Source organism: Ruegeria sp. H4, assembly GCF_056533065.1.
In genome coordinates, this window is record NZ_JBQFOC010000002.1 from 683,463 (window position 1) to 709,539 (window position 26,077).

24 protein-coding genes, 1 tRNA gene and 1 riboswitch are annotated in these 26,077 nt (G+C 60.6%); of the genes, 21 read left to right on the top strand and 4 right to left on the bottom strand.

Annotation, left to right across the window (positions count from 1 at the left end):
• Positions 1-83: 83 nt before the first annotated feature.
• Positions 84-398: a hypothetical protein gene (locus ACR0KG_RS14915; RefSeq protein ID WP_480541732.1), complete on the bottom strand. Its 315-nt coding sequence runs from the start codon at positions 396-398 to the stop codon at positions 84-86.
• Positions 379-1,152 (bottom strand): 23S rRNA (guanosine(2251)-2'-O)-methyltransferase RlmB, encoded by a 774-nt coding sequence (gene rlmB, locus ACR0KG_RS14920; RefSeq protein ID WP_480540621.1) that lies wholly within the window; start codon positions 1,150-1,152, stop codon positions 379-381. The genes ACR0KG_RS14915 and rlmB overlap by 20 nt, the downstream gene beginning before the upstream one ends.
• A gap of 116 nt (positions 1,153-1,268) precedes the next feature.
• Here rlmB and ACR0KG_RS14925 point away from each other — a divergent pair.
• From ACR0KG_RS14925 to cobJ, 8 genes are all read left to right on the top strand, one after another.
• Positions 1,269-1,352 (top strand) — tRNA-Tyr (locus ACR0KG_RS14925).
• Between the two features lie 237 nt (positions 1,353-1,589).
• Positions 1,590-1,795, top strand: a riboswitch (cobalamin riboswitch).
• Between the two features lie 83 nt (positions 1,796-1,878).
• The gene (locus ACR0KG_RS14930) at positions 1,879-2,253 is read left to right on the top strand and encodes a DUF1636 family protein (RefSeq protein WP_480827707.1); all 375 of its coding nucleotides are present in this window, start codon (positions 1,879-1,881) and stop codon (positions 2,251-2,253) included.
• A gap of 3 nt (positions 2,254-2,256) precedes the next feature.
• Complete coding sequence (gene cobW, locus ACR0KG_RS14935; protein ID WP_480827708.1) at positions 2,257-3,312, top strand: cobalamin biosynthesis protein CobW; 1,056 nt, start codon at positions 2,257-2,259, stop codon at positions 3,310-3,312.
• A 5-nt stretch (positions 3,313-3,317) separates the two neighbouring features.
• Complete coding sequence (cobN, locus tag ACR0KG_RS14940) at positions 3,318-6,611, top strand: cobaltochelatase subunit CobN (RefSeq protein ID WP_480827709.1); 3,294 nt, start codon at positions 3,318-3,320, stop codon at positions 6,609-6,611.
• Positions 6,608-7,747: a precorrin-3B synthase gene (gene cobG / locus ACR0KG_RS14945; protein WP_480827710.1), complete on the top strand. Its 1,140-nt coding sequence runs from the start codon at positions 6,608-6,610 to the stop codon at positions 7,745-7,747. The genes cobN and cobG overlap by 4 nt, the downstream gene beginning before the upstream one ends.
• Entirely contained in the window at positions 7,747-8,376 is a 630-nt protein-coding gene (locus ACR0KG_RS14950; protein ID WP_480547601.1) for a precorrin-8X methylmutase, read from the top strand. The genes cobG and ACR0KG_RS14950 overlap by 1 nt, the downstream gene beginning before the upstream one ends.
• On the top strand, positions 8,373-9,101 hold the full coding sequence (locus ACR0KG_RS14955) for a precorrin-2 C(20)-methyltransferase (RefSeq protein ID WP_480540609.1): 729 nt from the start codon (positions 8,373-8,375) through the stop codon (positions 9,099-9,101). The genes ACR0KG_RS14950 and ACR0KG_RS14955 overlap by 4 nt, the downstream gene beginning before the upstream one ends.
• On the top strand, positions 9,098-9,862 hold the full coding sequence (gene cobJ / locus ACR0KG_RS14960; protein ID WP_480827711.1) for a precorrin-3B C(17)-methyltransferase: 765 nt from the start codon (positions 9,098-9,100) through the stop codon (positions 9,860-9,862). Before ACR0KG_RS14955 ends, cobJ begins: the two co-directional genes overlap by 4 nt.
• Here the strand turns inward: cobJ and ACR0KG_RS14965 are convergent.
• On the bottom strand, positions 9,853-10,584 hold the full coding sequence (locus ACR0KG_RS14965; protein WP_480827712.1) for a cobalt-precorrin-6A reductase: 732 nt from the start codon (positions 10,582-10,584) through the stop codon (positions 9,853-9,855). The genes cobJ and ACR0KG_RS14965 overlap by 10 nt on opposite strands.
• Between ACR0KG_RS14965 and cbiE the strand changes: the two genes are divergently transcribed.
• The 13 genes from cbiE (at position 10,583) to mdoH (ending at position 25,256) form a co-directional block, all read left to right on the top strand.
• The gene (gene cbiE, locus ACR0KG_RS14970; RefSeq protein ID WP_480827713.1) at positions 10,583-11,782 is read left to right on the top strand and encodes a precorrin-6y C5,15-methyltransferase (decarboxylating) subunit CbiE; all 1,200 of its coding nucleotides are present in this window, start codon (positions 10,583-10,585) and stop codon (positions 11,780-11,782) included. The two genes, ACR0KG_RS14965 and cbiE, sit on opposite strands and share 2 nt — an antisense overlap.
• Positions 11,779-12,147 (top strand): cobalamin biosynthesis protein, encoded by a 369-nt coding sequence (locus ACR0KG_RS14975; RefSeq protein WP_480547593.1) that lies wholly within the window; start codon positions 11,779-11,781, stop codon positions 12,145-12,147. Before cbiE ends, ACR0KG_RS14975 begins: the two co-directional genes overlap by 4 nt.
• Positions 12,144-12,938 (top strand): precorrin-4 C(11)-methyltransferase, encoded by a 795-nt coding sequence (gene cobM, locus ACR0KG_RS14980; protein ID WP_480827714.1) that lies wholly within the window; start codon positions 12,144-12,146, stop codon positions 12,936-12,938. The genes ACR0KG_RS14975 and cobM overlap by 4 nt, the downstream gene beginning before the upstream one ends.
• Positions 12,931-14,247, top strand: a complete 1,317-nt coding sequence (locus tag ACR0KG_RS14985; RefSeq protein WP_480547589.1) for a cobyrinic acid a,c-diamide synthase CobB — start codon at positions 12,931-12,933, stop codon at positions 14,245-14,247. Before cobM ends, ACR0KG_RS14985 begins: the two co-directional genes overlap by 8 nt.
• Complete coding sequence (gene cobA, locus ACR0KG_RS14990; protein WP_170532057.1) at positions 14,244-14,972, top strand: uroporphyrinogen-III C-methyltransferase; 729 nt, start codon at positions 14,244-14,246, stop codon at positions 14,970-14,972. The genes ACR0KG_RS14985 and cobA overlap by 4 nt, the downstream gene beginning before the upstream one ends.
• On the top strand, positions 14,965-15,708 hold the full coding sequence (gene cobF, locus ACR0KG_RS14995; protein WP_480540595.1) for a precorrin-6A synthase (deacetylating): 744 nt from the start codon (positions 14,965-14,967) through the stop codon (positions 15,706-15,708). Before cobA ends, cobF begins: the two co-directional genes overlap by 8 nt.
• Before the next feature lie 63 nt (positions 15,709-15,771).
• Positions 15,772-16,230: a DUF302 domain-containing protein gene (locus ACR0KG_RS15000; protein ID WP_480540593.1), complete on the top strand. Its 459-nt coding sequence runs from the start codon at positions 15,772-15,774 to the stop codon at positions 16,228-16,230.
• A 78-nt stretch (positions 16,231-16,308) separates the two neighbouring features.
• Complete coding sequence (locus ACR0KG_RS15005; RefSeq protein WP_480827715.1) at positions 16,309-17,928, top strand: thiamine pyrophosphate-binding protein; 1,620 nt, start codon at positions 16,309-16,311, stop codon at positions 17,926-17,928.
• Complete coding sequence (locus ACR0KG_RS15010) at positions 17,915-19,099, top strand: CaiB/BaiF CoA transferase family protein (RefSeq protein WP_480540589.1); 1,185 nt, start codon at positions 17,915-17,917, stop codon at positions 19,097-19,099. Before ACR0KG_RS15005 ends, ACR0KG_RS15010 begins: the two co-directional genes overlap by 14 nt.
• Positions 19,100-19,278: 179 nt before the next feature.
• Positions 19,279-20,649, top strand: coding sequence for a tetratricopeptide repeat protein (locus ACR0KG_RS15015; RefSeq protein ID WP_480827716.1), 1,371 nt, complete (start codon positions 19,279-19,281; stop codon positions 20,647-20,649).
• A gap of 28 nt (positions 20,650-20,677) precedes the next feature.
• Positions 20,678-21,895: an OpgC family protein gene (locus ACR0KG_RS15020; protein ID WP_480827717.1), complete on the top strand. Its 1,218-nt coding sequence runs from the start codon at positions 20,678-20,680 to the stop codon at positions 21,893-21,895.
• Positions 21,892-23,391 carry an OpgD/OpgG family glucan biosynthesis protein gene (locus ACR0KG_RS15025; protein WP_480827718.1) on the top strand — a complete coding sequence of 500 codons (1,500 nt, stop codon included), beginning with the start codon at positions 21,892-21,894 and terminating at the stop codon, positions 23,389-23,391. Before ACR0KG_RS15020 ends, ACR0KG_RS15025 begins: the two co-directional genes overlap by 4 nt.
• Positions 23,388-25,256: a glucans biosynthesis glucosyltransferase MdoH gene (gene mdoH, locus ACR0KG_RS15030; protein WP_480827719.1), complete on the top strand. Its 1,869-nt coding sequence runs from the start codon at positions 23,388-23,390 to the stop codon at positions 25,254-25,256. The genes ACR0KG_RS15025 and mdoH overlap by 4 nt, the downstream gene beginning before the upstream one ends.
• On the opposite strand, the gene ACR0KG_RS15035 is transcribed toward mdoH, so the two are convergent.
• The gene (locus ACR0KG_RS15035; RefSeq protein ID WP_480827720.1) at positions 25,257-26,075 is read right to left on the bottom strand and encodes a CE1 family esterase; all 819 of its coding nucleotides are present in this window, start codon (positions 26,073-26,075) and stop codon (positions 25,257-25,259) included.
• Between the last annotated feature and the right edge of the window lie 2 nt (positions 26,076-26,077).

Genomic DNA, 26,077 nt, shown 5'->3' on the forward strand with positions numbered 1-26,077 from the left:
GAGCACCTAAGATGCAATTTTTGAACCGCTGTGAAACCCCCGTTGACGTGGATGTGAACATCCTTGCGAATGCATGGCAGCCCTTAATCAAAGATGTCTTCTATAACATCCCAGGCTTCATCCAGAACACGATAGAACGTGCTCTTTTTCTTCTTCTTTTTTCGAGACTTCGGAGGTGCTGCATGGCTGATCGCCGTACGAGCAGGCTTTGATTTTTGAACTTTGTGCTTTGGCAACATCTTAAGGTCGTGCAGAGGCGCACCACAGCTTGAACAACTCAGCTCGTGCCGTTTCTTCCCGGTCAGAACCAGGGCAGCCCGAGTACCGCAATAGCAGCAGGTTGCGATTTTGGACGGTCCGGAAATAGCGATCTCCTGTCTAATGGTGCCGAGAGGCATATAGGGCGATTGCGGCAGCATTTGAGACGTTCAGTGACCCAAATCCCCCGGATGCGTCAATTTTCACCAATTGATCCACAGTCTCTTTGGTCTTTTGCCGCAATCCCGGCCCTTCAGCACCCAATACCAGTGCCACAGGTCGATCCCTTTGGTTCCCCAGGGCTGTTTCAATAGTTTCATTCGCCTCGCCATCCAGACCGAGCACCAGAAACCCCATCGACTGAAGCTCGGTTATGGCATCGGCCAGATTGCGCACCCTTAGATAAGGCTGACGTTCCAATGCGCCGCTGGCGGTCTTGGCCAGTGCCCCGGTTTCAGGGGCCGAATGATGCCGGGTTCCGATCACAGCACTTGCACCCAGTACTTCGGCTGACCGAAGAATCGCACCCACATTATGTGGGTCCGTTACACGGTCCAGTAGGATCACGCGGGGATGTTCCCGTCCGATGCAGTTCTCGGCCAAACCGCCCCACTCCAGCGGCTTAACCTCAAGCGCTGCCCCTTGATGCACCGAACCCGCATCGATCGGGGCACTGAACTTGCGCGGATCAACCATCTCGGCCTCGATCCCTGCGAATTCAATGGCTTCGAGCAGTTTGTCCCGCGCGTTTCGTGTCACAATCAGGCGCAGTTTCTGGCGCTTGGGGTTCATCAAGGCGTCGCGCACGGCGTGTAAACCAAACAGCCAAACCGTTTCGGCCGCTGCTGCTTTTCGTGCCTGTTCCTTTTCAACAACCCACTTGGGTTTTTTCATTCTGAGGGCCTCCGGGCCATGAATTCGCTTTCCTGCGTCAATGCCGTATTTTCCTGTTGACGCTCCTTTGGTGCGCTAGTAATCACGCCTCCACGTCAGGTGCAACGCCTGACAGTGGGCGACAGGCCGCAAGGTGTGGCAGGGGACTGTAACTCCCTCGCGGAGACGCACGCCTGGTTCGATTCCAGGGTCGCCCACCACTCTTACAAAGCTTCCAGATACCAAAGCATAACGCCCCCGCCATTGGTCGGTGTCTTCAGTTATGAAGAGCAGTCTAGTTATTCGTCAAACATTTGGTTCAGTGAAGTGCTCGCTGTTAACCTTTTCGAAAGCCGCAGGCTAAGCCCAGCCATGCCGCCCAGCGACTGCCACAGGTCGTTTTTCTGCACCCGACGTTGCGGTTGTCGGCGACACGCTTGACAAGCACCGTATCAGTGCCGCATGTCCGATCCGTTGGTGTCCTCGTAAGAGGATGAAAAGGGAATGCGTCAACGGGTTTACCGCCAAACGCAGCCGCCCCCGCGACCGTGACCGGAGAGGGTGCCCAAAGCCACTGGCCAAAGGCTGGGAAGGCGGGACATCCGACAGGGTATACACCCTGACATCCGCAAGCCGGGAGACCTGCCAGCGCCCGAAGATGAAACCGGACGGGGTGTTCCGGTGTGGGGCTTGGATCGGCCCACATGAAACCCCGTCCCCCAGATTTGACTAAGGGGGATGAGAGAGATGAGTAAAGCCGCACCAGTTGAACTGCTGGTCTGCACAACATGCCGCCGTGGCCTGGCAATCGAAGATGACACCCAGCGCCCCGGCGCTTTGCTACATAAGGCGCTGGAACAGGCGGGCGTGCCAGATGGGATCCATCTGAAACCCGTAGAGTGCCTGTCAAATTGCGATCAAGGCTGTTCCATCGTGTTGCGCGGCGGACCCACGCGTTGGACTTTTGTCTACGAAAACCTCAACGAAACCGACCATGTCGAAACGATCATCGAAGGTGTGACCAAGTATTTGGCCACTGACGATGGTTTGGTCAAATGGCGCGAACGTCCTGAACATTTCCGCAAAAACTGTGCGGCCCGTATTCCCCCGATTGGAGCTTGACCCATGTCTACTCTTGAAAAACTTCCCGTCACTGTCATCACCGGCTTTCTGGGCTCGGGCAAAACCACGCTGGTCAAGCACCTGATGCAAAACCCGCAGGGCAAGCGTCTGGCGGTGGTGGTCAATGAATTCGGCGATGTTGGCGTTGATGGCGACATCCTGAAATCCTGCGCGATCCCGGATTGCCCGGCGGAAAACATCATGGAGCTCGCGAACGGCTGTATCTGCTGCACCGTGGCCGACGACTTCATCCCGACCATCGAAGCCTTGATGGCACTGGAGCCGCGCCCTGACCACATCCTGATCGAAACCTCCGGCCTCGCCTTGCCTAAGCCGCTGCTGAAGGCGTTCGACTGGCCCGATATCCGGTCGAAAATCACCGTTGATGGCGTGATCGCGCTGGCCGATGCCGAGGCCGTCGCAGCCGGTCGCTTTGCGCCGAATGTGGCAGCGGTGGATGCTCAGCGCCTCGCCGATGACTCGATCGACCATGAAACGCCCCTATCCGAGGTGTTTGAGGATCAGATTTCCTGCGCCGATATCATCCTGCTTACCAAGCCTGATCTGGCCGGTCCCGAAGGCGTGGCCAAAGCGAAAGAGATCATCGCCGCCGAGGCCCCACGACCGCTACCCGTGGTCGAGGTCGCCGAGGGTGCGGTGGATGTGCGCGTCGTTCTGGGTCTTGAGGCCGCAGCCGAGGATGACATGGATGCTCGCCCGTCGCATCATGACGGTCACCACGATCACGAGCATGACGATTTCGAAAGCACCATCGTCGAGTTGCCGGAACAGTCTGATCCCGCCGATCTGGTCGCCAAAATCGAACGTCTGGCCACTGAGCTGAACATTTTGCGCGTCAAAGGCTATGCCGCCGTTCAAGGCAAACCGATGCGCCTGCTGGTGCAAGCCGTCGGTGCTCGTGTGCGTCACCAGTACGACCGCCCGTGGGGGCCCGGCGAGGAACGCCGCTCGCGCATGGTAGTGATCGCCGAGCATGACGACATCAAAGAAGCAGAAATCCGCGATATCCTCGCGGGTGTAACCGAGGCTGCCGAGTAAGGCCCATGCACGTCGTCTTCCGCGAAAGCCACGGGTTAGAAGAAACGGAAACCCCAACCGATCTGGGCCAGAGCCCGGCGGATTTGGTGGTGCTGTCCTTCTCGGACAGCGACCTTGGCGCTTTCGCGGCAGGCTGGCATCGCGGTGGCGGGCCCGAGGGGCGCATGCCCACGATGCGGTTGGCGAACCTGACGGCGTTGAAACATCCTCTGTCCGTCGACACCTATGTGGAACAGACGTTGGAGGGCGCCAAGGGCATTCTGATCCGTCTCATTGGCGGCGTGCCTTACTGGGCCTACGGGTTGCAGCAGGTTCTGTCACTGGCGCAGGCCAAGGGCATCGCGCTGGCCGTCCTCCCCGCCGATGGGCGCGAGGATACGAGGCTGGATGAATATTCCACCCTGCCCGTCTCGACCCTGCGGCGGCTGGCGCATCTGTGTGACACGGGCGGCGAGGTTGCCGCACAGGCCGCACTGGCGCAGATGGCGCTGGCGGCGGGGCTGTATGCCGGGCCGGTGATGGGAGCCAAGACGATCTCCGAATGCGGTACGTGGTGCCCGGATCGGGGCGTGATCCCGGTTAAGACGGCCTTTGCGGGCGACGCAAAACGCATCGTTGTCACCTTCTATCGCGCCTATCTGACCTCGGCGGACACGGCCCCCGTCGCCGCCGTGATCCGCAGCTTGCGGGATCGCGGGTTCGAGGCGGTGGGCCTTTTCGCCCCTTCGCTCAAGGCTCCTGCTGCCGCTGAATGGCTGCGTGACAGCATCGTCGCGCTGAAACCTTCGGCGATCATCAACGCAACCTCTTTCTCTGGCAAAGGCGCATCGGGTACGTCCCCTCTGGACGCAGCGGGCGTGCCCGTGTTTCAGATGGCCCTCGCCACGTCACGCCGCAAGGCATGGGCCGAGGCGGAACGAGGCCTCTCCCCAGCCGATCTCGCCATGCATGTTGTGCTGCCCGAAGTGGACGGGCGCATTTCGGCGGGCATTGCCTCATTCAAGGAACCGGGCAAGCGTGATCCGCATCTGGAATATTCCCGCTTTGCCCACCGGGCTGAGCAAGAGCGGATCGAAGCGATCATCAACCGTGTCACAGGCTGGTTGACCCTTCATAACAAGCCCAAGGCAGATCAGGTACCCGCGCTGGTGCTATCGACCTACCCCGGCAAGGACTGGCAAATGGCGCACGCGGTGGGCCTCGACGCGCTGGCCTCGGCCGAGGCGATCCTGGCCGATCTTCAAACCGAGGGCTACCGCACCGCACCGGCTGAGCCGATTGCTGAAACCCTGCTGGACGCGCGCATCTCATGGTCTTTGGAAGATTACCAGGCAGCCCTGGCTAACCTGCCCGAGCAACTGCGCGTCGATCTCCAAACTGTTTGGGGCAAGCCAGAAGACGACCCGGTTTTTACCGAGGGCGCGTTCCACTTCACCGCCCTGCGCCGAGGCAACGCGCTGGTTGCACTGCAACCCGAACGCGGTACGCCCGAGCTGCGCGATGACGACTATCACGATCTGTCTCGCACCCCGCGTCACAGCTACGTCGCCTTCTATCTGTGGCTCCGCAAGGGGTTGGGCGCAGACGCTTTGATCCATATCGGCGCGCATGGCACGCTGGAATGGCTTCCGGGCAAATCCGTTGCGCTGTCGGCGAATTGCTGGCCCGAGGCGCTGATCCGTGACCTGCCGGTGATCTATCCCTTCATTGTCAACGACCCGGGCGAGGCCGCGCAGGCCAAGCGCCGGATCGGGGCTGTGACGCTGGGTCATATCCCGCCTCCGATGAAGGAAAGTGGCACCCCGGATCGCATGGTTCGGCTGGAATCGCTGTTGGATGAGTTCTCGAATGCGGATGGCCTCGACCCCAAACGCCGCGATCGCCTGCAGGAAGATATCCGGGATGAGGCGCAGGCCATCGGGTTGGAGAGCGATCTGGGCCTTGATCAGGCCACCTGCACTGCCGAGGCGATCACCCGCATCGACCGCTTTGTCTGCGATATCAAAGAAAGCCAGTTCGGCGACGGGCTGCATATCTATGGCCGCGCGCCTGAGGTTTCCGGCACATTCGACCCCGCACCCTCGGCCCATGCAGAACGCAACGCTCTGATCGACGCGTTGGCCGGCAAGCGGATCGAGGCTGGGCCGTCCGGTTCCCCCTACCGCGGCCGCTCGGATGTTCTGCCGACCGGGCGGAACCTATATACCACCGACCCCCGCTCGGTTCCGACGCGGGCGGCCTACACTCAAGGCGTCAAACTGGCTGAGGAACTGGTCCGCCGCCACCTGCAGGAAGAAGGCGATTATCCCAAGGGGCTGATCATCGATCTGTGGGGCTCAGCCACCATGCGCACGGCGGGCGAGGAATTCGCCATGGCGCTGCACCTGCTGGGCGTGAAACCGGTTTGGGACAAAGGCTCCGAGCGGGTCTCGGGGATCGAGGTGCTGCCGATCACTGACCTCAGCCGCCCACGTCTGGACGTGACGCTGCGTGTGTCGGGCCTGTTCCGGGACGTCTTCCCGACCCTCTCGGCGCTTTACGGTCAGGCGATCCGCGCGTTGGCGGCGCGGGATGAGGCGACCGACTGGAACCCCTATGCCGGTCAAGCACCGTCGGCTCGCGTCTTCGGCCCCGCGCCTGGCAGCTATGGCGTCAACATGACCCAACTGTCCGAGGTCTATACTGACGAGGCTCGCACGCAGGCGGGTGAGGCATGGCTTGAGGCCAGCTCCTTCGCACTGGAGGGCGAGAATATCTTTCAGGACAAGGCGGGCATCACCCAACGCGTGGCGCATGCCGACAGTTTTGTTCACCTGCAGGACCTGACCGAAACAGACTTGTTGCTAGCCAACGACTACGCCACGCATGAGGCCGGTTTTGCCGCCGCCAAGAAGGCCATGGGCGGCACCGCGCAGCTGTATCATCTGGACAATACCAATCCCGAAAACCCGCGCGCCCGCACCCTGCCGGAAGAGATCAGCCGCGTCGTCCACGCCCGCGCTGCCAATCCGGACTGGATCGCCGGGATGCAGCGGCATGGCTTCCGTGGCGCGGCCGAGATCGCGGCGACTTTGGATCACATGGCCTCGTTTGCGCATCTGTCGGGCACCGTTGCGCCGCATCTGTTCGACCTCTACCACGATGCCACGCTGGGCGATGAAGATGTGGATACCTTCCTGCAGCAGGCCAATCCGCAGGCCCATCAGGCCATGCAGGACCGGTTCCGCGCACTGCTGGATGCGGGGTTGTGGAACACAAGGCGCAACTCGATCCGGGCGGATCTGGAGGGGCTGGGATGAGCGCGCCCACCCCAAAACCAATCGTCCAAGGTTGGTGCCCCGGCGCCCACCGACCGATGATGTCTGGGGATGGGCTGGTGGTGCGTGTGCGCCCTCGGCTGGCTCGGCTGACCGCCGCACAAGCGCTTGGCCTATGTAAACTGGCCCAGCGATTCGGCAACGGCACAATCGATCTGACCAACCGCGCGAACCTGCAGTTGCGCGGCGTGCAGGAAAGTGATCACCAGGCATTGCTGTCCGAGCTGTCCGCGCTTGGGCTGTTGGACGCGGAGCCGGGTATTGAGGTCCGGCGCAACATTCTGGTCTCACCGCTCTACCAGCCGGGCGATCTGACCGCGCGGCTGACGCAGGAATTGATCGACCGCCTGAGCGAGTTGCCTGCTCTACCGGCCAAGTTCGGCTTTGCCATCGACACGGGACCAGAGCGCCTGCTGGCGGCGGACTCGGCCGATATCCGGTTGGAGCGTTCCGCTGATGACCTGATCCTGCGCGCAGATGGGGCTCAGACCGGACGTGTCGTCTCCGAGGCCGAGGCCATTGATCACCTGATTGCTCTAGCCACATGGTTTGCCGAGGTCTTCACACCAGACACCCGCCGCATGGCCCGGGCCGTGGCGGCTTTTGATCTGCCTGCGGAGTGGCAGGGCCGCGACCCCGGACCCATCGGCGCACCGTTGCAACCGGGTGCTTGCAATCTGGGCAGCCTCTATGGCGCGGCCTTTGGGCAATTGCCCGCCAACGAGCTACACGCGCTGATCCGCGACAGCGGCGCCTCTGCCCTACGTGTCACCCCTTGGCGACTGATCCTGCTGGAAGGCGGGGCGGCGATACCCGCACCGGCCTTCGTCACAAATGGCTCCGACCCGCTGATGACCACCGACGCCTGCCCCGGGGCGCCGCTCTGCCCGCAGGCGCAGGTGGAAACCCGCGAAATCGCCCGTGCCTTGGCCGCGCGCGTTCCTGGCCATCTGCATGTCTCTGGGTGTTCCAAAGGCTGCGCTCGAATGGGCCCCGCGGATGTGGTTTTAGTCGGCCAGAACGGACGATTTGATCTTGTCAAACAGGGCCGCGCAGGGGATGAGCCAATCCTGCGCGGGCTGAACCCCAAAACACTGATGACGATGGACTTCACCTGATGCCCTACACTTACGAAACCGACGGCGCGGCGATCTACAGGGAAAGCTTTGCCACCATCCGGTCCGAAGCCGATCTGGCGCGGTTCGATGCCGATGAAGAGCAGGTCGCCGTTCGGATGATCCACGCGGCTGGCATGGTCGGGCTGGAAGAGTTCGTCCATTTCTCACCCGGTTTTGTATCCTCCGCGCGGACCGCGCTGGAAGGTGGCGCGCCGATCCTGTGTGACGCACGTATGGTGAGCGAAGGCGTGACCCGGTTCCGCCTGCCCGCCGAGAATGAGGTGATCTGCACCCTGCATGACGAGCGCGTGCGCCCTCTGGCTGCAGAGATGAGCAATACGCGTTCAGCCGCCGCGCTGGAGCTGTGGCGCCCGCGTCTTGAGGGCGCTGTAGTCGCCATCGGCAACGCGCCCACCGCGCTGTTTCATCTGCTGAACATGCTGGAAGACTCCGACTGCCCGCGCCCTGCAGCCATCATCGGCTGCCCGGTGGGGTTTGTCGGCGCGGTCGAATCAAAAGACGCGCTGTGGGCGGCCCAGCCGGTGCCGTCCTGCATCGTCAAAGGCCGACTGGGCGGCAGCGCCATCACCGTTGCCGCCGTGAACGCCATCGCGAGTCGCGCCGAATGAACGCCGGCACCATATACGGCGTTGGCCTCGGCCCCGGTGACCCGGATCTGATGAGCGTTCGGGCCGACCGTTTGCTGCGCAATGCGCGCCATGTGGCGTTCTTTCGCAAGCCGGGCCGCAACGGTCAGGCGCGCAAGATTGTGGATGGCATGATACCCGGCAGTGCGACGGAGTTCCCGATGGAATACCCCGTCACCACGGAAATTCCACTGTCTGATCCGCGCTACAATGCCTTGCTCGCTGCGTTTTATGAAGATTGCGCAGCGCATCTGAGAAACCTGTCAAACGCAGGAGAAGATGTCGTGGTACTGTGCGAGGGTGATCCGTTTTTCTATGGCTCATTCATGCATCTTTACAACCGCTTGCGAGATGAAGCTCAAGTTGAAATCGTACCCGCGATCACAGGCATGTCCGGGGCCTGGACCGCAACGGGCGACCCGATCACTTGGGGTGACGACGTCCTGACTATTCTGATGGGAACATTGCCCGAAGATGATCTGGCTCGTCGCATGGCGGACACCGACGCTTTGGTCGTTATGAAAATCGGGCGCAATATCGAAAAGGTCAAACGCGCCTTGAAAACCGCAGGTCTGTATGACCGCGCCTGGATCGTGGAATACGCCCAGATGCCCAATCAGCGGGTCTGCAAATTATCGGATGATTGCGAAGAGATCACGCCCTATTTCTCGATCATTATCGTTCACGGTCAGGGACGGCGGCCATGATGGGTTGGGTCAAGATTGCCGGGCTTGGTCCCGGGGATGAAGCGCTGGTAACTCCCGAAGTCACAGCTGCCTTGGCCGAGGCAACGGATGTGGTTGGCTATATCCCCTATGTCGCACGGGTGGCAGATCGCACGGGGCTGACCCTGCATGCCAGCGACAATCGCGTTGAAATCGACCGGTCCCAGCATGCTTTGCAGATGGCATCCGAGGGGAAACGGGTAGTTGTGGTCTCGTCCGGGGACCCCGGGGTATTTGCCATGGCCGCCGCGGTGTTCGAGGCGATGGAAAACGGCCCCATTGAGTGGCGCGACATTCCTGTCGACGTGCTGCCGGGCATTACGGCCATGCTGGCCGCTTCGGCCCGCGCCGGTGCTCCGCTGGGGCATGATTTCTGCGCCATCAACTTGAGCGACAATCTCAAGCCGTGGTCGCTGATCGAAAAGCGGCTACGTCTGGCTGCGCAAGGCGATTTTGCCATGGCATTCTACAACCCACGCTCAAAGTCCCGGCCCGAAGGATTTGTAAAGACGCTGGAAATACTGCGTGAGGAATGTGAACCTGAACGCCTGATCCTGTTCGCCCGCGCCGTGTCGCGCGCGGATGAGGCGATCCGGATTTCGACATTGGCAGAAGCAACGCCCGAAATGGCCGATATGCAGACCGTTGTGATCGTCGGCTCATCCCTAACCCGCGTGATCGAACGCGAAGGCGCACCAATTGTCTACACACCAAGGTTCACTTTGGCCGAGGGTCAGGAATGATCAAGCCAGTCCAAAACCTGATCGACCGAAGACAGCTCGTGCCGGGACGGCAGACTGGGGCGGTCGATCATCAGGACGGGCACATTCAGCGTCCGCGCGGCATCCAGCTTGGCGCGCGCACCCGTGCCGCCTGCGTTCTTCGAAACAACCAGTTCGGTGCCGTGGTTTTTCATCAGCGCAACATCGTCTTCAACCGTAAAAGGCCCACGCGAGACCACAATACCCGCGTTGGGCAGAAGTACAGTTTCCGGTTCATCGACCAGACGCAACAAATAATGATGTTGAGGCTGAGCCGCGAAATCCTGCAAATGCATTCGACCTACAGCCAGAAACACGCGCCGAGCGGGACCGTCAAGCGCCGCTACAGCTGCCGGGATATCCGGCACATGTTGCCAGCGATCGCCCTCCTGCGGGCTCCAAGCAGATCGGGTCAAAGCGGCAAGCGGAACATCCACCACTTTGCACGCAGCTATTGCATTGGCGCTTATCTTTGCTGCGAAGGGGTGCGTTGCGTCCACAACATGCGTAATCGCGTTGTCGCGGATGTATCCGGCCAGCCCATCGACTCCTCCGAACCCACCCACGCGAACCGGCAATGGTTGCGGGCGAGGATTGTCCACGCGCCCGGCGTAAGAGTAGACTGCGTTCGTCCCCCGTTCGGCAAGGCTGCGAGCAAGGGCGTTGGCCTCGGTCGTGCCTCCAAGAAGCAGGAGTTTGGGCATGCATGAAGCTCCGTGGCTGACCATTTTGGGACTGGGTGAAGATGGACTGGATGGCCTGCCGCCCGCAAGTCGTCAAGCCTTGGATCGGGCTGAAATCGTCATGGGCCCGCCACGGCATCTGTCGCTGGTTCCAGAAACTCGGGCCGAGCGTATCGAATGGCCCGCGCCATTTACCGATGGGATACCTATTCTAACCGACCTGCGCGGGCGACCCACCGTTGTGCTGGCATCGGGTGATCCGTTCTGGTTTGGCGCGGGCTCGGTCATTGCCCGGACCTTTGATGCGGGCGAATGGATTGCCTTGCCGGGCCAATCCACCTTTTCGCTGGCCGCTGCCCGGTTGGGTTGGCCGTTGGAAACCACACTGACCTTTGGACTGCACGCCGCGCCACTGACCCGGTTGCGCCCACATCTGGCGGCAGGGCTGCGCGCGATCTTGCTGTTGCGCGACGGCAAGGCGGTGGCCGAACTGGCGACCTATCTGACAGAGACCGGTTTTGCCGACAGCGCACTGCACGTGATGCAAGCCCTAGGCGGACCGCGCGAAAATACGCAGACGGTTTCGCTGACCGAAGCACTGCTGGGCACGTTCGATCACCCCGTTTGCGTTGGGCTCGAGGTCACCGGCCCCGGCATGTCATTCCCCAAAGCTTCTGGCAAGCCGGACGACATCTTTGAAACCGACGGTCAGATCACCAAACGCCCCATCCGCGCGTTGACCTTATCCGCATTGGCACCTCAGCGAGGCGAGCATCTGTGGGATATCGGCGGTGGCACTGGTTCCATCAGTATTGAATGGCTGATGTGCGACCCGACCTTGACCGCCACCTCGATTGAGCCACTGGCCGAGCGCGCAGACCGCATTAGGCGCAACGCGGACACGCTGGGGCAGGATCGATTGGAAGTTATTCACGGCACCGCGCCTGAGGCTTTGTCAGGCTTGGCTGATCCAGATGTTGTATTCATCGGCGGCGGCTTGTCCGAGGCCTTGCTGGTCTGGTTGCGCGACAGTCTGCCAAAGGGCACGCGGCTGGTCGCGAATGCAGTAACGCTCGAGAGCGAGGCGCTGCTGGCTCAGTGGCATGAAACGCTTGGCGGTGACTTGCTGCGGATTGAATTGGCGCAGGCGGGCCCTCTGGGTCCCCGGCGTGGATGGAAAGCCGCTTACCCGGTGGTGCAGTGGAGCGTGACCCTATGATCGTCGCCGGTCTTGGGTTTTCTAACGCCGCCACGGTCGACAGCCTGAAGGCGGCCTACGATCAGGCGTCCTCGGGCCATGCGGTGGATGCGTTGGCGACGGTCGCGAACAAAGACGGCCACGCCGCGTTGGACGCCTTTGCGGCAATCGTCGACCTGCCATTGCACCTTGTTGCACCCGCTGACTTGGCCGGACAGCGCACCCTGACATGCTCGCCCCGCAGCCGCGCGAGCTATGGCACCGGCAGCGTGGCCGAAGCATCCGCTTTGGCTACCGCCGGATTCGGCGCGCGGCTGATTACACCCAGACAGATTTCAAACGACCGGCTGGCCACCTGCGCCATTGCTATCGGAGGACAGACATGACCGTTCATTTCATTGGAGCCGGACCGGGTGCCGCCGACCTGCTGACCCTGCGCGGGCGCGATATCATCGCATCCTGCCCGGTGTGCCTTTATGCCGGGTCGCTGGTTCCGGAAGAGATTCTTAGCCATTGCCCCAGAGGCGCGAAGATCGTGAACACCGCGCCGATGGATCTGGACCAGATCATGGCCGAAATCGAAGCGGCGCATAAGGCAGGGCAAGACGTGGCCCGCCTGCATTCAGGCGATCTGTCGGTCTGGTCGGCAATGGGAGAACAGATCCGTCGATTGAAAGAGATGGGCATTCCGGTCAGCGTCACCCCCGGCGTGCCGTCCTTTGCGGCAGCAGCTGCGGCTTTGGGCACCGAACTGACACTGCCCGGTCTGGCGCAATCTGTGGTGCTGACCCGCACACCGGGCCGCGCGTCTTCGATGCCCGAAGGTGAGACGTTGGAGAACTTCGCCAGCACCGGGGCTACACTGGCCATTCACCTGTCTATTGGCAATCTGGACAAGGTTATCGCGGATTTGACACCAGCCTACGGCGCGGATTGCCCGGTGGCCGTTGTCTATCGCGCCAGTTGGCCGGATGAGCGGATCATCCGTGCGACCTTGGAAACGTTGAAAGATGCGCTGGACGAATGCATTTCGCGTACCGCTCTGATCATGGTCGGACCCGCGCTGGCAAGTGAAGGGTTTGACGAAAGCTGCCTCTATTCAAAGACTTATGATCGTCGGTATCGTCCGCAAAGCGCAGATAGCCCATGGTCCAGCTGGGAACATGGCGATGACTAATCCTCCGGGCATACTGATTTCCGCGCCATCTTCGGGCACAGGCAAAACCACTGTTATGCTGGGGCTGTTGCGGGCACTGGCCGAGGATGGGTTGACCGTGCAACCGTTCAAAAGCGGCCCCGACTATATCGACCCGGCTTTTCACCGGGCAGCGGCGGGGCGGGCCTCGTTCAACCTGGACAGTTGGGCGATGGGTGATCCGCTGCTGAACGCGATCTCGGATCAGGCAGACGGGACGGATATTGTGGTCGCTGAAGGCTCGATGGGTCTGTTCGATGGCGTGGCCAAACCCGGCGAGCTGGGGCATGGCTCCAGCGCGGAAACGGCGCAACGCATGGGCTGGCCGGTGGTTCTGGTGCTGGATGTCGGCGGTCAGGCGCAATCGGCAGCTGCCACTGCCCTGGGGTTCAAGATGTACAACCCCGACCTGCCCTTTGCAGGCGTGATCCTGAACCGCTGTGCCAGTCCCCGGCACGAGCGCCTGACCCGCTTGGGCATGGAGCGTGCGGGTCTGCCCGTACTGGGTGTGCTGCCGCGGCGCGGTGACCTGACCCTGCCCGAGCGCCATTTGGGCCTGATCCAAGCTGTAGAGCATCCCGATCTGGAAAGCGCCATCGTGGGTTATGCGGCGTTCCTGCGGGAACACGTGGACCTTGAGGCGATCAAGCGGGCGGCCTCCTCAGGCCCGGTTGGGCCATCGTCAGCCGCGCTGCCGCGGCCCCCGGCCCAACGGATTGCACTGGCGCAGGATGCCGCGTTTTCCTTTACCTACCCCCATTTGCTGGAAGGCTGGCGCACAGCCGGAGCCGAAGTGCTACCGTTCTCACCCTTGGCGGATGAAGCACCGGTGACGGATGCCGATCTGGTTTGGTTGCCGGGGGGATACCCGGAACTACATGCCGGCAAACTGGCAGCTGCAAATACCTTCCTAAACGGGCTGCGCCGCCATGCCGAAACCAAACCGGTGCATGGCGAATGCGGCGGCTACATGGCTTTGGGTGAAGGGCTAATCGACAAAGACGGCACACGGCACCAAATGGCCGGGTTGCTGGGGCTGGTCACTTCCTACGAGAAACGCAAATTCAACCTGGGTTATCGCAGGGCTGAGCTGCTGGCCCCGATGCCCGGGCTTGCAGCAGGTGCCGCCCTGCGTGGGCATGAGTTCCATTACTCATCGATTGTCGACCAACCCGACGCGCCGCTGGCGCGCGTGTTTGATGCCGAAGGCACGGAAGGCCCTCAAACCGGATCGATGCGCGGCAATGTCACCGGCACATTCTTCCACCTAATCGCTGAGGCTTCGGCATGACGGGTTTTGTCTCGTTCATCGGCTCTGGCCCAGGTGATCCGGAACTTCTGACGCTCAAAGCCGTGGATCGGTTGCAAAAAGCCGATGCGGTGCTGTTCGATGACTTAAGCAGCGGCCCGATTCTGAGTCATGCGCGCGAGGATGCGGATTTGGTTGGGGTTGGCAAACGTGCTGGCCGCCCATCGCCGAAGCAGAACCATGTCAGTCGCTTGCTCGTAGAGTACGCCCAGACAGGGCAACGCATTGTGAGACTGAAATCCGGGGATGGCGGGTTGTTTGGACGGTTGGAAGAGGAACTGGTCGCGTTGCGCGAGGCTGGGATCGATTACGAGATCATACCGGGCATCCCCTCTGCCGTCGCGGCGGCTGCCTCAGCTGGCATTCCTTTGACACGTCGCCTGACCGCGCGCCGAGTGCAGTTTGTGACCGGCCATGATGTAAGCGGGCAATTGCCCGAAGACCTGAACCTGCCTGCCCTGGCCGATGGGCTGGCGACAACGGTTGTATTCATGGGCAAGCGCACCTTTCCCTTGTTGGTCGATGCGCTGCATGCCCATGGCCTGCCGTTGGAGACGCCTGCCTTGCTGGCGGAATCCGTTTCGACCCCGGATCAGGTCCTTCATCGTTCAACCATCGGCGCATTGGCGGACAAGCTGAAAGCTGAGATCGGAACAGCCCCGGCGCTGATCCTCTATGGCCCACTCGCGGAATTCGAAGATGTATGAGCTGACCCTAATCGGTATCGGCACCGGCAATCCCGATCATGTTACCCTGCAGGGTGTGCAAGCGATCCGAGAGGCCGATCTGATCCTGATTCCGCGCAAAGGCGAAAGCAAAGCTGATCTGGCCGGGGTGCGGGAGGAGATCATCGCAAAGGCCTGCGAGACGCCGCCTCAGATCACCTATTTCGATATCCCCAAGCGCCGCTCGGATGAGGGATATCTGCGAGGTGTCGACGACTGGCATGACGCCATCGCCCTACGCTGGCAGGCAGCCATTGCCGAGTACCCGGATGCAACTAAAGTGGCGTTGTTGATCTGGGGCGATCCGTCGCTCTATGACAGTTCTCTGCGCATCGCGGCCCGGCTGGATCCACAACCCTGCAAACGCGTCATTCCGGGGATCACCGCGCTACAAGCCCTGACAGCAGCACATGCGATCCCGATCAACGATATTGGTGCACCTTATGTGGTCACAACCGGGCGGCGCTTGCGAGACGAAGGGTGGCCTGCGGATGCCTCGAAAGTTGCGGTGATGCTGGATGGGGAATGCTCATTCCAAAGCCTCGATATGGCGAGTTATGGCATCTGGTGGGGCGCTTATGTCGGGATGAAAGACGAAATCCTGATCCATGGGCCACTGCTCGACGTTGCCCAACAGATATTGGACACCCGCGCCAAGGCCCGTGCCGATCACGGCTGGATCATGGATATCTATCTGCTGCAAAAGTCCACACAGTGATGTGAGTGCAAATCCCGTCAAAGTCTGGCATCAAGATGTGAATACCTGACGGAGATCTCAGATATGAAAGCCCTGTACGCAGCAATGTGCCTTTTTGCCCTGCCCGCTTTGGCCGACGAAGCGTTGCCGGGCTGGGCCGTGTATGAGACCGACAAGACCTATGAGGCCTTGGTCGCGGACACCAAGGCGGCGGTCAAAGAAAACGGGCTAATCGTTGTCACACAGGCCGGTCCGACCAAGGCAGCAGCGGCACGTGGCATCACCATCCCCGGCAATCGGGTGATCGGCGTATTCAACAATGACTATGCTGTGCGGGTTCTGGAAACTTCAACCCAGGCGATGATCGAAGCCCCAATCCGGTTCTATGTCACCGAGAATGAAGACGGAACTGCAACCCTGTCCTACAAGACGCCCAGCTTTGTCTTCGCCCCGTATGCCAACCAAGGTGGCGCAGCCTTGTCAGACATCGCCGTAGAATTGGACGCGAAGTTTCAATCCATTGCGGAATCGGCGCGCGAATAGTCACACTGGCGTGATCCGGCTTGCCTCTGGTGCGAAGGTCAGACATCTGCTTGGCAAAGAAAATCTCGGAGCTCATTGATGCAGGACATGTCCCCCCGCGCGGCTGATTTGCTGGCCCAACGCTTATATGAGGCCGGATGCCGCCATGCTTTTGGCATGCCCGGCGGTGAGGTGCTGACACTGGTCGACGCGCTGGAGCAGGCAGGGATCACCTTTCACCTGGCCAAACATGAAAACGCGGCCGGATTCATGGCCGAGGCCGTGCATCACCGCGACGGCGCGCCAGCGATTCTGGTCGCTACCATTGGCCCAGGTGCGATGAACGGGATCAATGTGGTCGCCAACGCGTTTCAGGATCGAGTTCCGATGATTGTTCTGACCGGCTGCGTGGATCCCGATGAAGCGCTGACCTATACCCATCAGGTGATGGATCACAGCCAGGTTTATCGCTCGATCACCAAGGCCACTTTTGTGATGACCGCAGAAGGCGCGGATATCATCGCCGACAAGGCCGTATCGCTGGCCAACCAGCCCCGGCCCGGCCCGGTTCATATCGACGTACCAATCTCGGTCGCGGATACCCGCGTGTCCTCGACCAAGCGTCGGCGCCTAGCCAAGGTCGCAGCCGTTGCTCCAGAAGGCGATTGCCTCGCCAAAGCGCGTCGCTGGGTGTCCGAGGCCGAACGTCCCGTGGCGATTATTGGTCTGGATGTTCTCTATGATGACTCGTGCAGCGTAGTGCAGGCTTTTCTGGAACACTTCAACATCCCGTTCGTGACAACCTACAAGGCCAAGGGGGTCATCCCCGAGGATCACCCGCTTTGTCTGGGTGGTGCGGGTTTATCTCCCTTAGCCGACAAGCACCTGATCCCGCTGATCGAACAATCCGATCTGGTTCTGTGCCTGGGCTATGACCCGATCGAGATGCGCCCCGGTTGGCGTGAAATCTGGGACCCGGAGCAAAAGCGCGTCATCGATATCTCGGCCGTGGTCAATGATCACTACATGCATCAGGCCGGGTTGAATCTTGTCGCTCACACCGGCGAAACGCTTGAAGCTATGGCCAAAGGCACCCCGGCGCGCGCGACATGGCCCGGTGGAGAACCCGCTCAGGTCAAGGCTGCACTGGCGCAAGCCTTCCCGCAAGGCGACGATTGGGGCCCTGCCGCCGTGATCGCCGAGACACGCACGACCCTGCCACAGAACGCTCTTGCAACGGCAGACAGTGGTGCGCATCGCATCCTTCTGAGCCAGATGTGGGACTGTCATGAGCCGCGCGGGCTGATCCAGTCTTCGGCGCTTTGCACGATGGGGTGTGCCCTGCCCATGGCCATCGGCCTGAAACTGGCCGAACCCGACCGTCCAGTGATCAGTTTCTCGGGCGATGCCGGTTTCCTGATGATAGCCGGAGAGCTGTCGACCGCCGCCGAGATGGGCGGCAATCCCATCTTTCTTGTCTTTGTTGATGCCAGCCTTGCGCTGATTGAACTAAAACAACGCCAGCGCCAGATGGGCAATCGGGGCGTTGATTTCGACCGCCACGACTTTGCGGCCATGGGGCGCGCTTTCGGAGGCTATGGACATACTGTTCGCAACCGCGCAGAACTGCGGACGGCGCTGGAAGAGGCGGTCAAAGCCGACCGTTTCACCGTGATCGCCGCCGAGATCGAGCGTGGAGGATATGATGGCCGCATCTGACGGGCCGCTGAAGGGCGTCAAAGTACTGGACCTGTCTCGTATTCTGGCCGGGCCGACTTGCACACAATTGCTGGGCGATCTGGGCGCAAGCGTCATCAAAGTGGAAAACCCGGCCTCGGGCGGGGATGACACGCGGCAATGGGGACCTCCATATGTGACGGATGCCGAGGGCAACCGCTCGGACCTGAGCGCCTATTACATGTCGGCCAATCGAAACAAGAAATCCGTCGCCATCGATATCGCGACGCCCGAAGGGCAGGCCGAGATCAAACGCCTGGCCGCCCATGCCGATATCCTGATCGAGAATTTCAAGCCCGGCGGCCTGGCGAAATACGGCTTGGACTACAACGGCTTATCGCAGGATCTGCCGGGCCTCGTCTATTGTTCGATTTCCGGCTATGGGCAAACCGGACCCAATTCCAGCAAGCCCGGATATGACCTGATGGCGCAAGGCTATGGTGGCGTCATGTCACTGACCGGCGACCCCGACGGCGCGCCGATGAAAGTGGGTGTCGGTATCTCTGACGTGATGTGTGGGATGTACGCCGCTGTCGGCATTCTGGCCGCCCTGCGCCATCGCGACATGACGGGCGAAGGGCAGCAGATCGATCTGGCACTGGTGGATTCGCAAGTGGCCTGGCTGATCAACGAAGGCGTCAACTATCTGACCTCGGGCGATGTTCCTCAGCGACGTGGCAATGGACATCCCAATATCGTGCCATATGAGGTCTATCAGACCGCCGATGGCCACGTGATTTTGGCTGTTGGCAATGACGGCCAGTTTCGCCGTTTTTGCGATTTCATCGGTCATCCCGACCTGGCCGACGACCCGCGTTTCGCCACAAACCCAGCCCGGCTGGAGTACCGCGAAGCACTGAATGCGATCCTGCGGCCTGCGCTTCAGTCAAACAGTACGCAAACCGTGATCGCCGAACTCGAACTTCGCAAAGTCCCTGTTGGCCCGGTACAGACATTGGATCAGGTGTTCGACACCGATCAGGTGGATGCGCGCGAGATGCAGATCACCATGCAAGCCGAACCGGGTGAGGTGAATCTGATCGGGAATCCGCTGAAACTGTCCCGCACGCCTGTAACATACCGGCACGCCCCGCCGGTGTTCGGTGCAGACACTGATGACATTTTAGGCGCTGAAAACCCCTTTGAAGACTGAAACACTTGCCCATTTCGGCGGCAAGTTGCTGAAACATGCCCTTGAATCGGCGGTTTTTTTCAATTTTCGCACACACGGGTTTTCACCAATTCGAGAGCAGGGTCGATACTGTTACGACCCGCCCGCACACTCTGATAAATCAAACAGTGTCGAATATCTCAGTCGGATTGGACCCAAGTATGAAACAAGACGTTTTTGGACAGATGAACACTTTGACCCACTCGGCCAGTGCCGAAGCGTGGGATGGTGTTCTGCTTGGGTTCATGGCGCATGCGGCAATCACCCCTCAGCATTTGGGCAAGGTGCTTGAGCTGGAACCGGATTTTGCTCTGGGCCATGCGATCAAGGGCTTGTTCATGGTTCTGCTGGGGCGGCGCGAAATGCTGCCTGTTGCAGCCGAAGCGCTGACCGCGGCCTCCACTGCGATGGAGCGCCACCCTGTATCAGCCCGCGAACGGCTGTATGTTGAGGCACTGTCACTCTATCTGTCCGACCTGCCTTCGCAAGCGATTCAGAAGTTCGAAGAGATTCTGCGCACCCATCCAACCGATACGCTGGCGATGAAACTCAGCCATGCCACCCGGTTTGTTCTTGGGGATGCCGAAGGGATGCGTCGGTCGATCGAACGCATCTTGCCTGCCTATGAGCCCGATCATGCCGGGCGCGGCTACCTGTTGGGGTGCCATTCGTTCGCGCTAGAAGAAACCGGTGCTTACCAGAAGGCTGAGATTGCCGGGCGTCAGGCGCTGTGGATGGTGTCGGACGATGCCTGGGGCCTGCATGCGGTGGCCCATGTGCACGAAATGACGGGCAATGCCCAACTGGGCCTTGATTGGTTGGCCGGACGTGAGGACGCTTGGGCCCATTGCAACAACTTCCGCTATCACGTCTGGTGGCACAAGGCATTGATGCATTTGGATCTGGGTCAGGTCGATCAGGTGATGGCCCTATACGATCAGCATATCCGCAAGGATAAGACCGACGACTACCGCGATATCTCAAATGCCACATCTCTGCTCTCGCGGCTCGAACTTGAGGGGATCGATGTCGGCAACCGTTGGGAGGAACTGGCCGATCTCAGCGCCGCTCGGACCGAGGATGGCTGCCTGATCTTTGCTGACCTGCACTACCTGCTGGCCCTGACCGGTGACAATCGTGGCGAAGCAACCGGGAAAATGCTGCAGCGTATCCAAAAGGATGCGCAGCGCAATCAGGGTGACACCCCGATCCGCATGTCTGATCCGGGCATTGCAGCCGCCAAGGGGCTTGAGGCGTTTGGCGACGGGCTTTACGGCGCGGCCTTTGACTTCCTGTCAACCGCTCGGGCCGGTATGCAATTGGCCGGTGGCAGCCACGCCCAGCGTGATGTATTCGAGCGCATCACAATTGATTCCGGCCTGCGCGCAGGTCGTCTGGATGCAGTCGAGCGCATTCTGGATGATCGCCGCGCAAAACGCGCCGGAGGCGAGGACAATTACGCACTAGTGCGCCGCGCATTGATCGAAGCGACCCGCGACAGCGGCGACGCGCAAAGCGTCCCGGCTGAATAACCAAAAGACCAAGAAGGACAGAAAACGTATGGCGACTGTTTCGCCCGCTTCTGATTTTGCGCCTGCGGCGGCCCATGCGGCGGCCCCGGCAACGATGCGCGATCCGCGGTTGGATTTCTATCGCGGCATTGCGATGTTCATCATTCTGGTTGCCCATATCCCCGGCAACCCCTGGACAAGCTGGATTCCGGCGCGCTTCGGGTTTTCCGACGCTACCGAGATCTTTGTGTTCTGTTCCGGCATGGCCTCGGCCATCGCCTTTGGCGGCGCGTTCCTGCGCAAAGGCTGGTGGATGGGCACCGCCCGCGTGGCGTTCCGCATCTGGCAGGTCTATTGGGCGCATATCTGTCTGTTCTTCTTTGTCGCCATGACCATGGCGGCGCTGGATAATTCCGGCCTGTTTACAAAGAATTACGTCTCGTCCCTGAACCTGCAGCATTTCTTCAACGATCCGTTGCCGCAGATGGTCGGGATTTTCACCCTGACCTATGTGCCCAACTACTTTGACATCCTGCCGATGTATCTGGTTGTGCTGGCGATGATGCCGCTGTTCATGGCGTTGTCGCGCATCGGGTTCTGGGCCGTCGCGCTGGCTTCGGTGTCGATCTGGCTGGTGGCTCAGACCGGCGCGCTTGCCCTTCCGGCCGAGCCTTGGTCGGACCGGCAATGGTTCTTCAACCCGTTTGGCTGGCAATTGCTGTTCTTCACCGGCTTTGCCTTCATGCGTGGCTGGATCCCGGCCCCTCCGGTCTCAAAAACGCTGATCTGGGCAGCGATTGCCTTTCTGTTTCTGTCCGCGCCGATTGGGTCGTGGAAGGTATTTCTGTGGGTACAATCCGCGGCCCCGGGCCTGGCCGAGCAAATCCGCGACATCTGGCCCCTGACCAAGGAACTGCGCGGCAAGACCGAGTTCGGCCTGTTCCGCTATATCCACTTCCTGTCACTGGCCTATCTGGGTTGGGTCGTCGCCGGTGAACATGGACACCGCCTGATCGCTTCGGGGCACAGCCTTGGTGCGCGCATCTGGCAAGTAGTGTTGAAACTGATCACCAAAGTGGGCCAGCAGTCACTTGCCGTCTTCGTCTTTTCGATGGCTGCAGCGCGCCTGATCGGCGTTGCTTTGGATCAGGCTGGGCGGGATTTTGCCACCGTCTTCGCCGCCAACACGATTGGCTTTGCCATGATCATCGCGGTGGCCTATCTGGCGGCTTGGTTCAAATCACAGCCTTGGAAATCAAAGAGATGACCCTGACGCGCCGCGCATTTCTGGCTTCTACTTCAGCGCTATTTCTGGCGCCGGCCACCTTTGCCTCGGGCGGGGATGTGCCGTTTGACCGCAGCCATGTGATCGAGCTTGCCCGCGAACTGGCCAGCCGCCCCTTTGCTGAGCGCGAGATGGTGCCGCAGGAATGGCAGGACCTGACGTACCAGCAATACCGCTCGATCCGGTTCCGGCTGGATCGCGCGCTGTGGTATGAAACCGAGACGCCGTTCAACGTCGATTTCTTCACGCCCGGCCTGTATTTCCCGCGCACGGTCAAAGTGTCAACAGTTGAGAAAGGCATGACCAGACCGGTCACCTTCGACCTGGACATGTTCGACAAGTCCAAAGATGTTCCGGCCCTACCGATCGACGAAACCCTGGGTTTCTCTGGCCTGCGCCTGCGCACTGAAATGCACCGCCCCGGCGAAACCGATGAGTTCTGCGTCTGGCAAGGGGCCAGCTATTTCCGCGCCATCGGTCTGCACGAGGTTTACGGCCTGTCTGCACGTGGCCTGGCGCTGAAAACAGGCGATCCGGATGGCGAGGAATTCCCCGAATTCATCCGCTTCTGGCTGGAACGACCGGAACCCGGCCAACGCAATATGGTGGTCCACGCCCTGATGGACAGCCCCAGCGTAACGGGGGCTTATCGGTTCAATGTGACCGCAGGCGCTGATTGCATCATGGATGTCGATGCCACCTTGTTCCCACGTACCGAATTGGATCATGTCGGCATCGCGCCCGGAACCTCGATGTTCCTGTTCGACCAGACCAACCACAGCCGGTTCGACGATTTCCGCCCTGCAGTGCATGACAGCGACGGGCTCCTCATCCGCAACGGTGCAGGAGAGGTGATTTGGCGGCCGCTGGCCAACCCGACCCGTCTGCAAATCTCGTCCTTCGTAGATACGAACCCTCAGGGCTTTGGCCTGATGCAGCGCAAGCGCGAATTCTCGGACTATGCGGATCTTGAGGCGAATTATCACAAGCGACCCAGCCTATGGGTCGAGCCCGGCTCTGATTGGGGCAAGGGCACGGTGACGCTCGTTGAGATTCCTGCCGATCAAGAGATCTACGACAATATCGTTGCCTATTGGCGTCCGGCAGAACCCTATGCTGCTGGTGGTCAAGTTGATCTGACCTATCGTCTGATTTGGGGTGAGGAACCGCAGCGCACCCCGATGCCACGCGTGATCAACACGGCCATGGGCGAAAATACCTTTGGTGAGGGCCGTCTGGCCGTGATCGACTTCGAACCCAGTGAGCTGTTCGATGATCTGGACGCAGTTACCATCTTTGCCAATTCGCCTCATGCGGAAACCTCAGATGGTGTGTTGCAACGCAACCCCGATACCGGCGGTGTGCGGCTGGCGTTTTCCTTCCAACCTGATGAGCGTGACCATGTCGAACTGCGCGCGCAGCTGCTGGTCAACAAACGCCCGGCCTCCGAAGTGTGGCTGTATCGTTGGACCGCATGAACCGCGATTTGCATATCATGCCACCCGAGGCGCCACTGGCGATGCCCGCTCAGGACTTCAGCGCCGGGTTCCGCGATGCCGAGGTGCCATCAGGCAAACATCGCTCAGCCGGGTTCTGGCGCGCGCTGGCCTTTTCCCCGGCCATGGTGGCAACACTTGGCCTGCTATGGGTTATGACCGATTGGTTCGGGGCCGAGGGGATCAACCTGGTCGAAGGCATTCTGCTGGCGTTGATCTCGTTCAACTTCTTCTGGATCTCGTTCACGGTTTGCACCGTCCTGCTGGGCATGATCTCGCTATCACGGCAAGAACGACCCGTCGCTCAGGGCCGCGCACAGCCGCTACGCGTCGCCCTATTGATGCCGATCTACAATGAGGTTCCTTGGTTTGTTCTGGGCAATGCCCGCACCATGCTGGAACAGTTGCGTGCACGCGGCGGTCGGCACGAATACGCCATGTTCATTCTGTCAGATACCCGCGACCCCGAAATCGCGGCACAGGAACAAGCCAGTATCGAGGCGCTACGCACCACGTTAGCCCCCGATCTGAAACTCTACTATCGCCGCCGCGAACAGAACACGGATCGCAAAGTGGGCAACATCGCCAACTGGGTCAGCCACTGGGGTGGCGACTGGGATGCGATGTTGGTGCTGGACGCGGACAGCCTGATGACCGGCCGCGCCATCGCCCGCTTGACGGATTCGCTGGCCCGTGACCCCGGTGCGGGGCTGATCCAAAGCTACCCGCAACTGATTGGCGCACAGTCGGTCTTTGCCCGGATGCAACAATTCGCCAATGGTGTATACGGCATCGCCTTTGCCGAAGGTCTGGCCCGCTGGTGCGGACAAGAAGGCAATTACTGGGGCCACAACGCCATCATCCGAACCAAGGCTTTCGCCACCTGTGCAGGCCTGCCAAAGCTGCGGTCGTTCAACGGGCAAGATAAGCTGATCATGAGCCACGACTTCGTCGAGGCTGGTCTGCTGCGCCGTGCCGGATGGGGCGTGCGTTTCCTGCCGCGTATCCGTGGATCATACGAAGAAACACCACCCACCCTCATCGATCACGCCATGCGGGATCGTCGCTGGTGCCAGGGGAACCTGCAACACCTGAAACTGCTGGGCTCGCGCGGGTTCCGCTCGGTCTCGCGGTTTCACATGTTCCATGGTGCGGTTGGTTATCTGATGTCGCCGCTGTGGTTTGCACTGCTACTGATGTGGGCACTGATCGGTCAGGGTGAAGAGGCGTCAGTTCTGCACTATTTCAGCCCGGACAACCCACTGTTTCCGCAATGGCCCGAGATGAGCGAAACCCGTCACGTGCTGATCATTCTGGTCATGTACGCGATGCTGCTGGCCCCCAAGGTTCTGGGCGTGGCCGCCCTACCGCTGAGCGGTGTCCGCTATTCAGATTTCGGCGGTTGGCGGCGGTTCTTCACCTCGTTCCTGTTCGAAGTCATCCTGTCGATCCTCTACGCGCCGATCCTGATGGTGCAACAGATGATTGCCGTGTTCCGCACCGCCTTGGGCCTGCAAAAAGGTTGGTCACCGCAGGCGCGCGACGGAGGCAGCTATGGTCTGCGCACACTGATCTTTTGCCATGCGCTGGAAACCGTTAGCGGCATCGCGCTCAGTGTTGGTATTCTGGCCGGTTTGGTTTCAATCTGGCTGGCCCCGATTGCCATCAGCCTGGCCTTTGCAATCCCACTGTCAGCACTCAGCGGCGTATCCGCCGGGGCGGCGCGCCAGATGGTCGGAATGCGCGAGGATTTTGCTGAGCCAGATATCACCCGATCAGCCCGTCGTCATCGGGATGAGCTGAAACGTCTGATCGAAGGTAAGGGAAGCATGACCCCGGCAGAGTGATTATCCGCCGGGCAGACCTTCGTACCAATCCACCATCATGTCCGCCCAACCATTTGGCACTGTATGGCCACCGGGAAACAGAGCGAACTCCAGCGCGCTGCCATCAGCGCAGCCGCTCCAATACCGGCGCATGAATGGACCGGTCGTGGAAAACCCGCTGGGTTTGGTGTCAACGCATCCGTTGGCAACACGCCAGATTTCAAGCCCGGCAAAGATATCACCCTGATGAAAACGACCACCTCCAAGCAGCCGCCCTTCGAGCGGCACGACATTGTCTATCCAGCCGTGCGTATGGAACAGGCGCACCGGCCCATTGCAGGCTTCTGGATGTGGTCGCCAGAACCCGCCGGAAACCGGCACATAAGCCGAGAATGTCTCGGGCGCGTCGCAGGCCAGATAGTTCACCATGAACCCTCCGGCTGAAAACCCACCCAGAACCGCGCGATCGCTGTCGATGCCGAACCGCTCTGCCGCATCGTTCACCACTTCGCTCAGAAAGGCTGTCTCATCCCGTTCACCGAAGCCCGGGTAGAAATTCCAGCTTTTGGTGCCGCCGCGATCAGGTCTTTCCAGACCCTCGGGGGCCATAACGGCGTATCCACGGGCCAATAAGGGCTCGACCATGCTGCGGTTGTTCATGGTGCCGGACCCACTGCCGCCATAGCCATGCAAGAATACCAGCAAAGGCGGGTTTTCGGCATTGGGCAGTTCGATGTGATATTCGCCCAAGGCCGTCTTGCATGTGCCCTCATCCGGGCCGCAACCAGCATATGCGGACTGGGCCGCAACGGCCAAACAGGCAGATAACCAGTATTTCATCT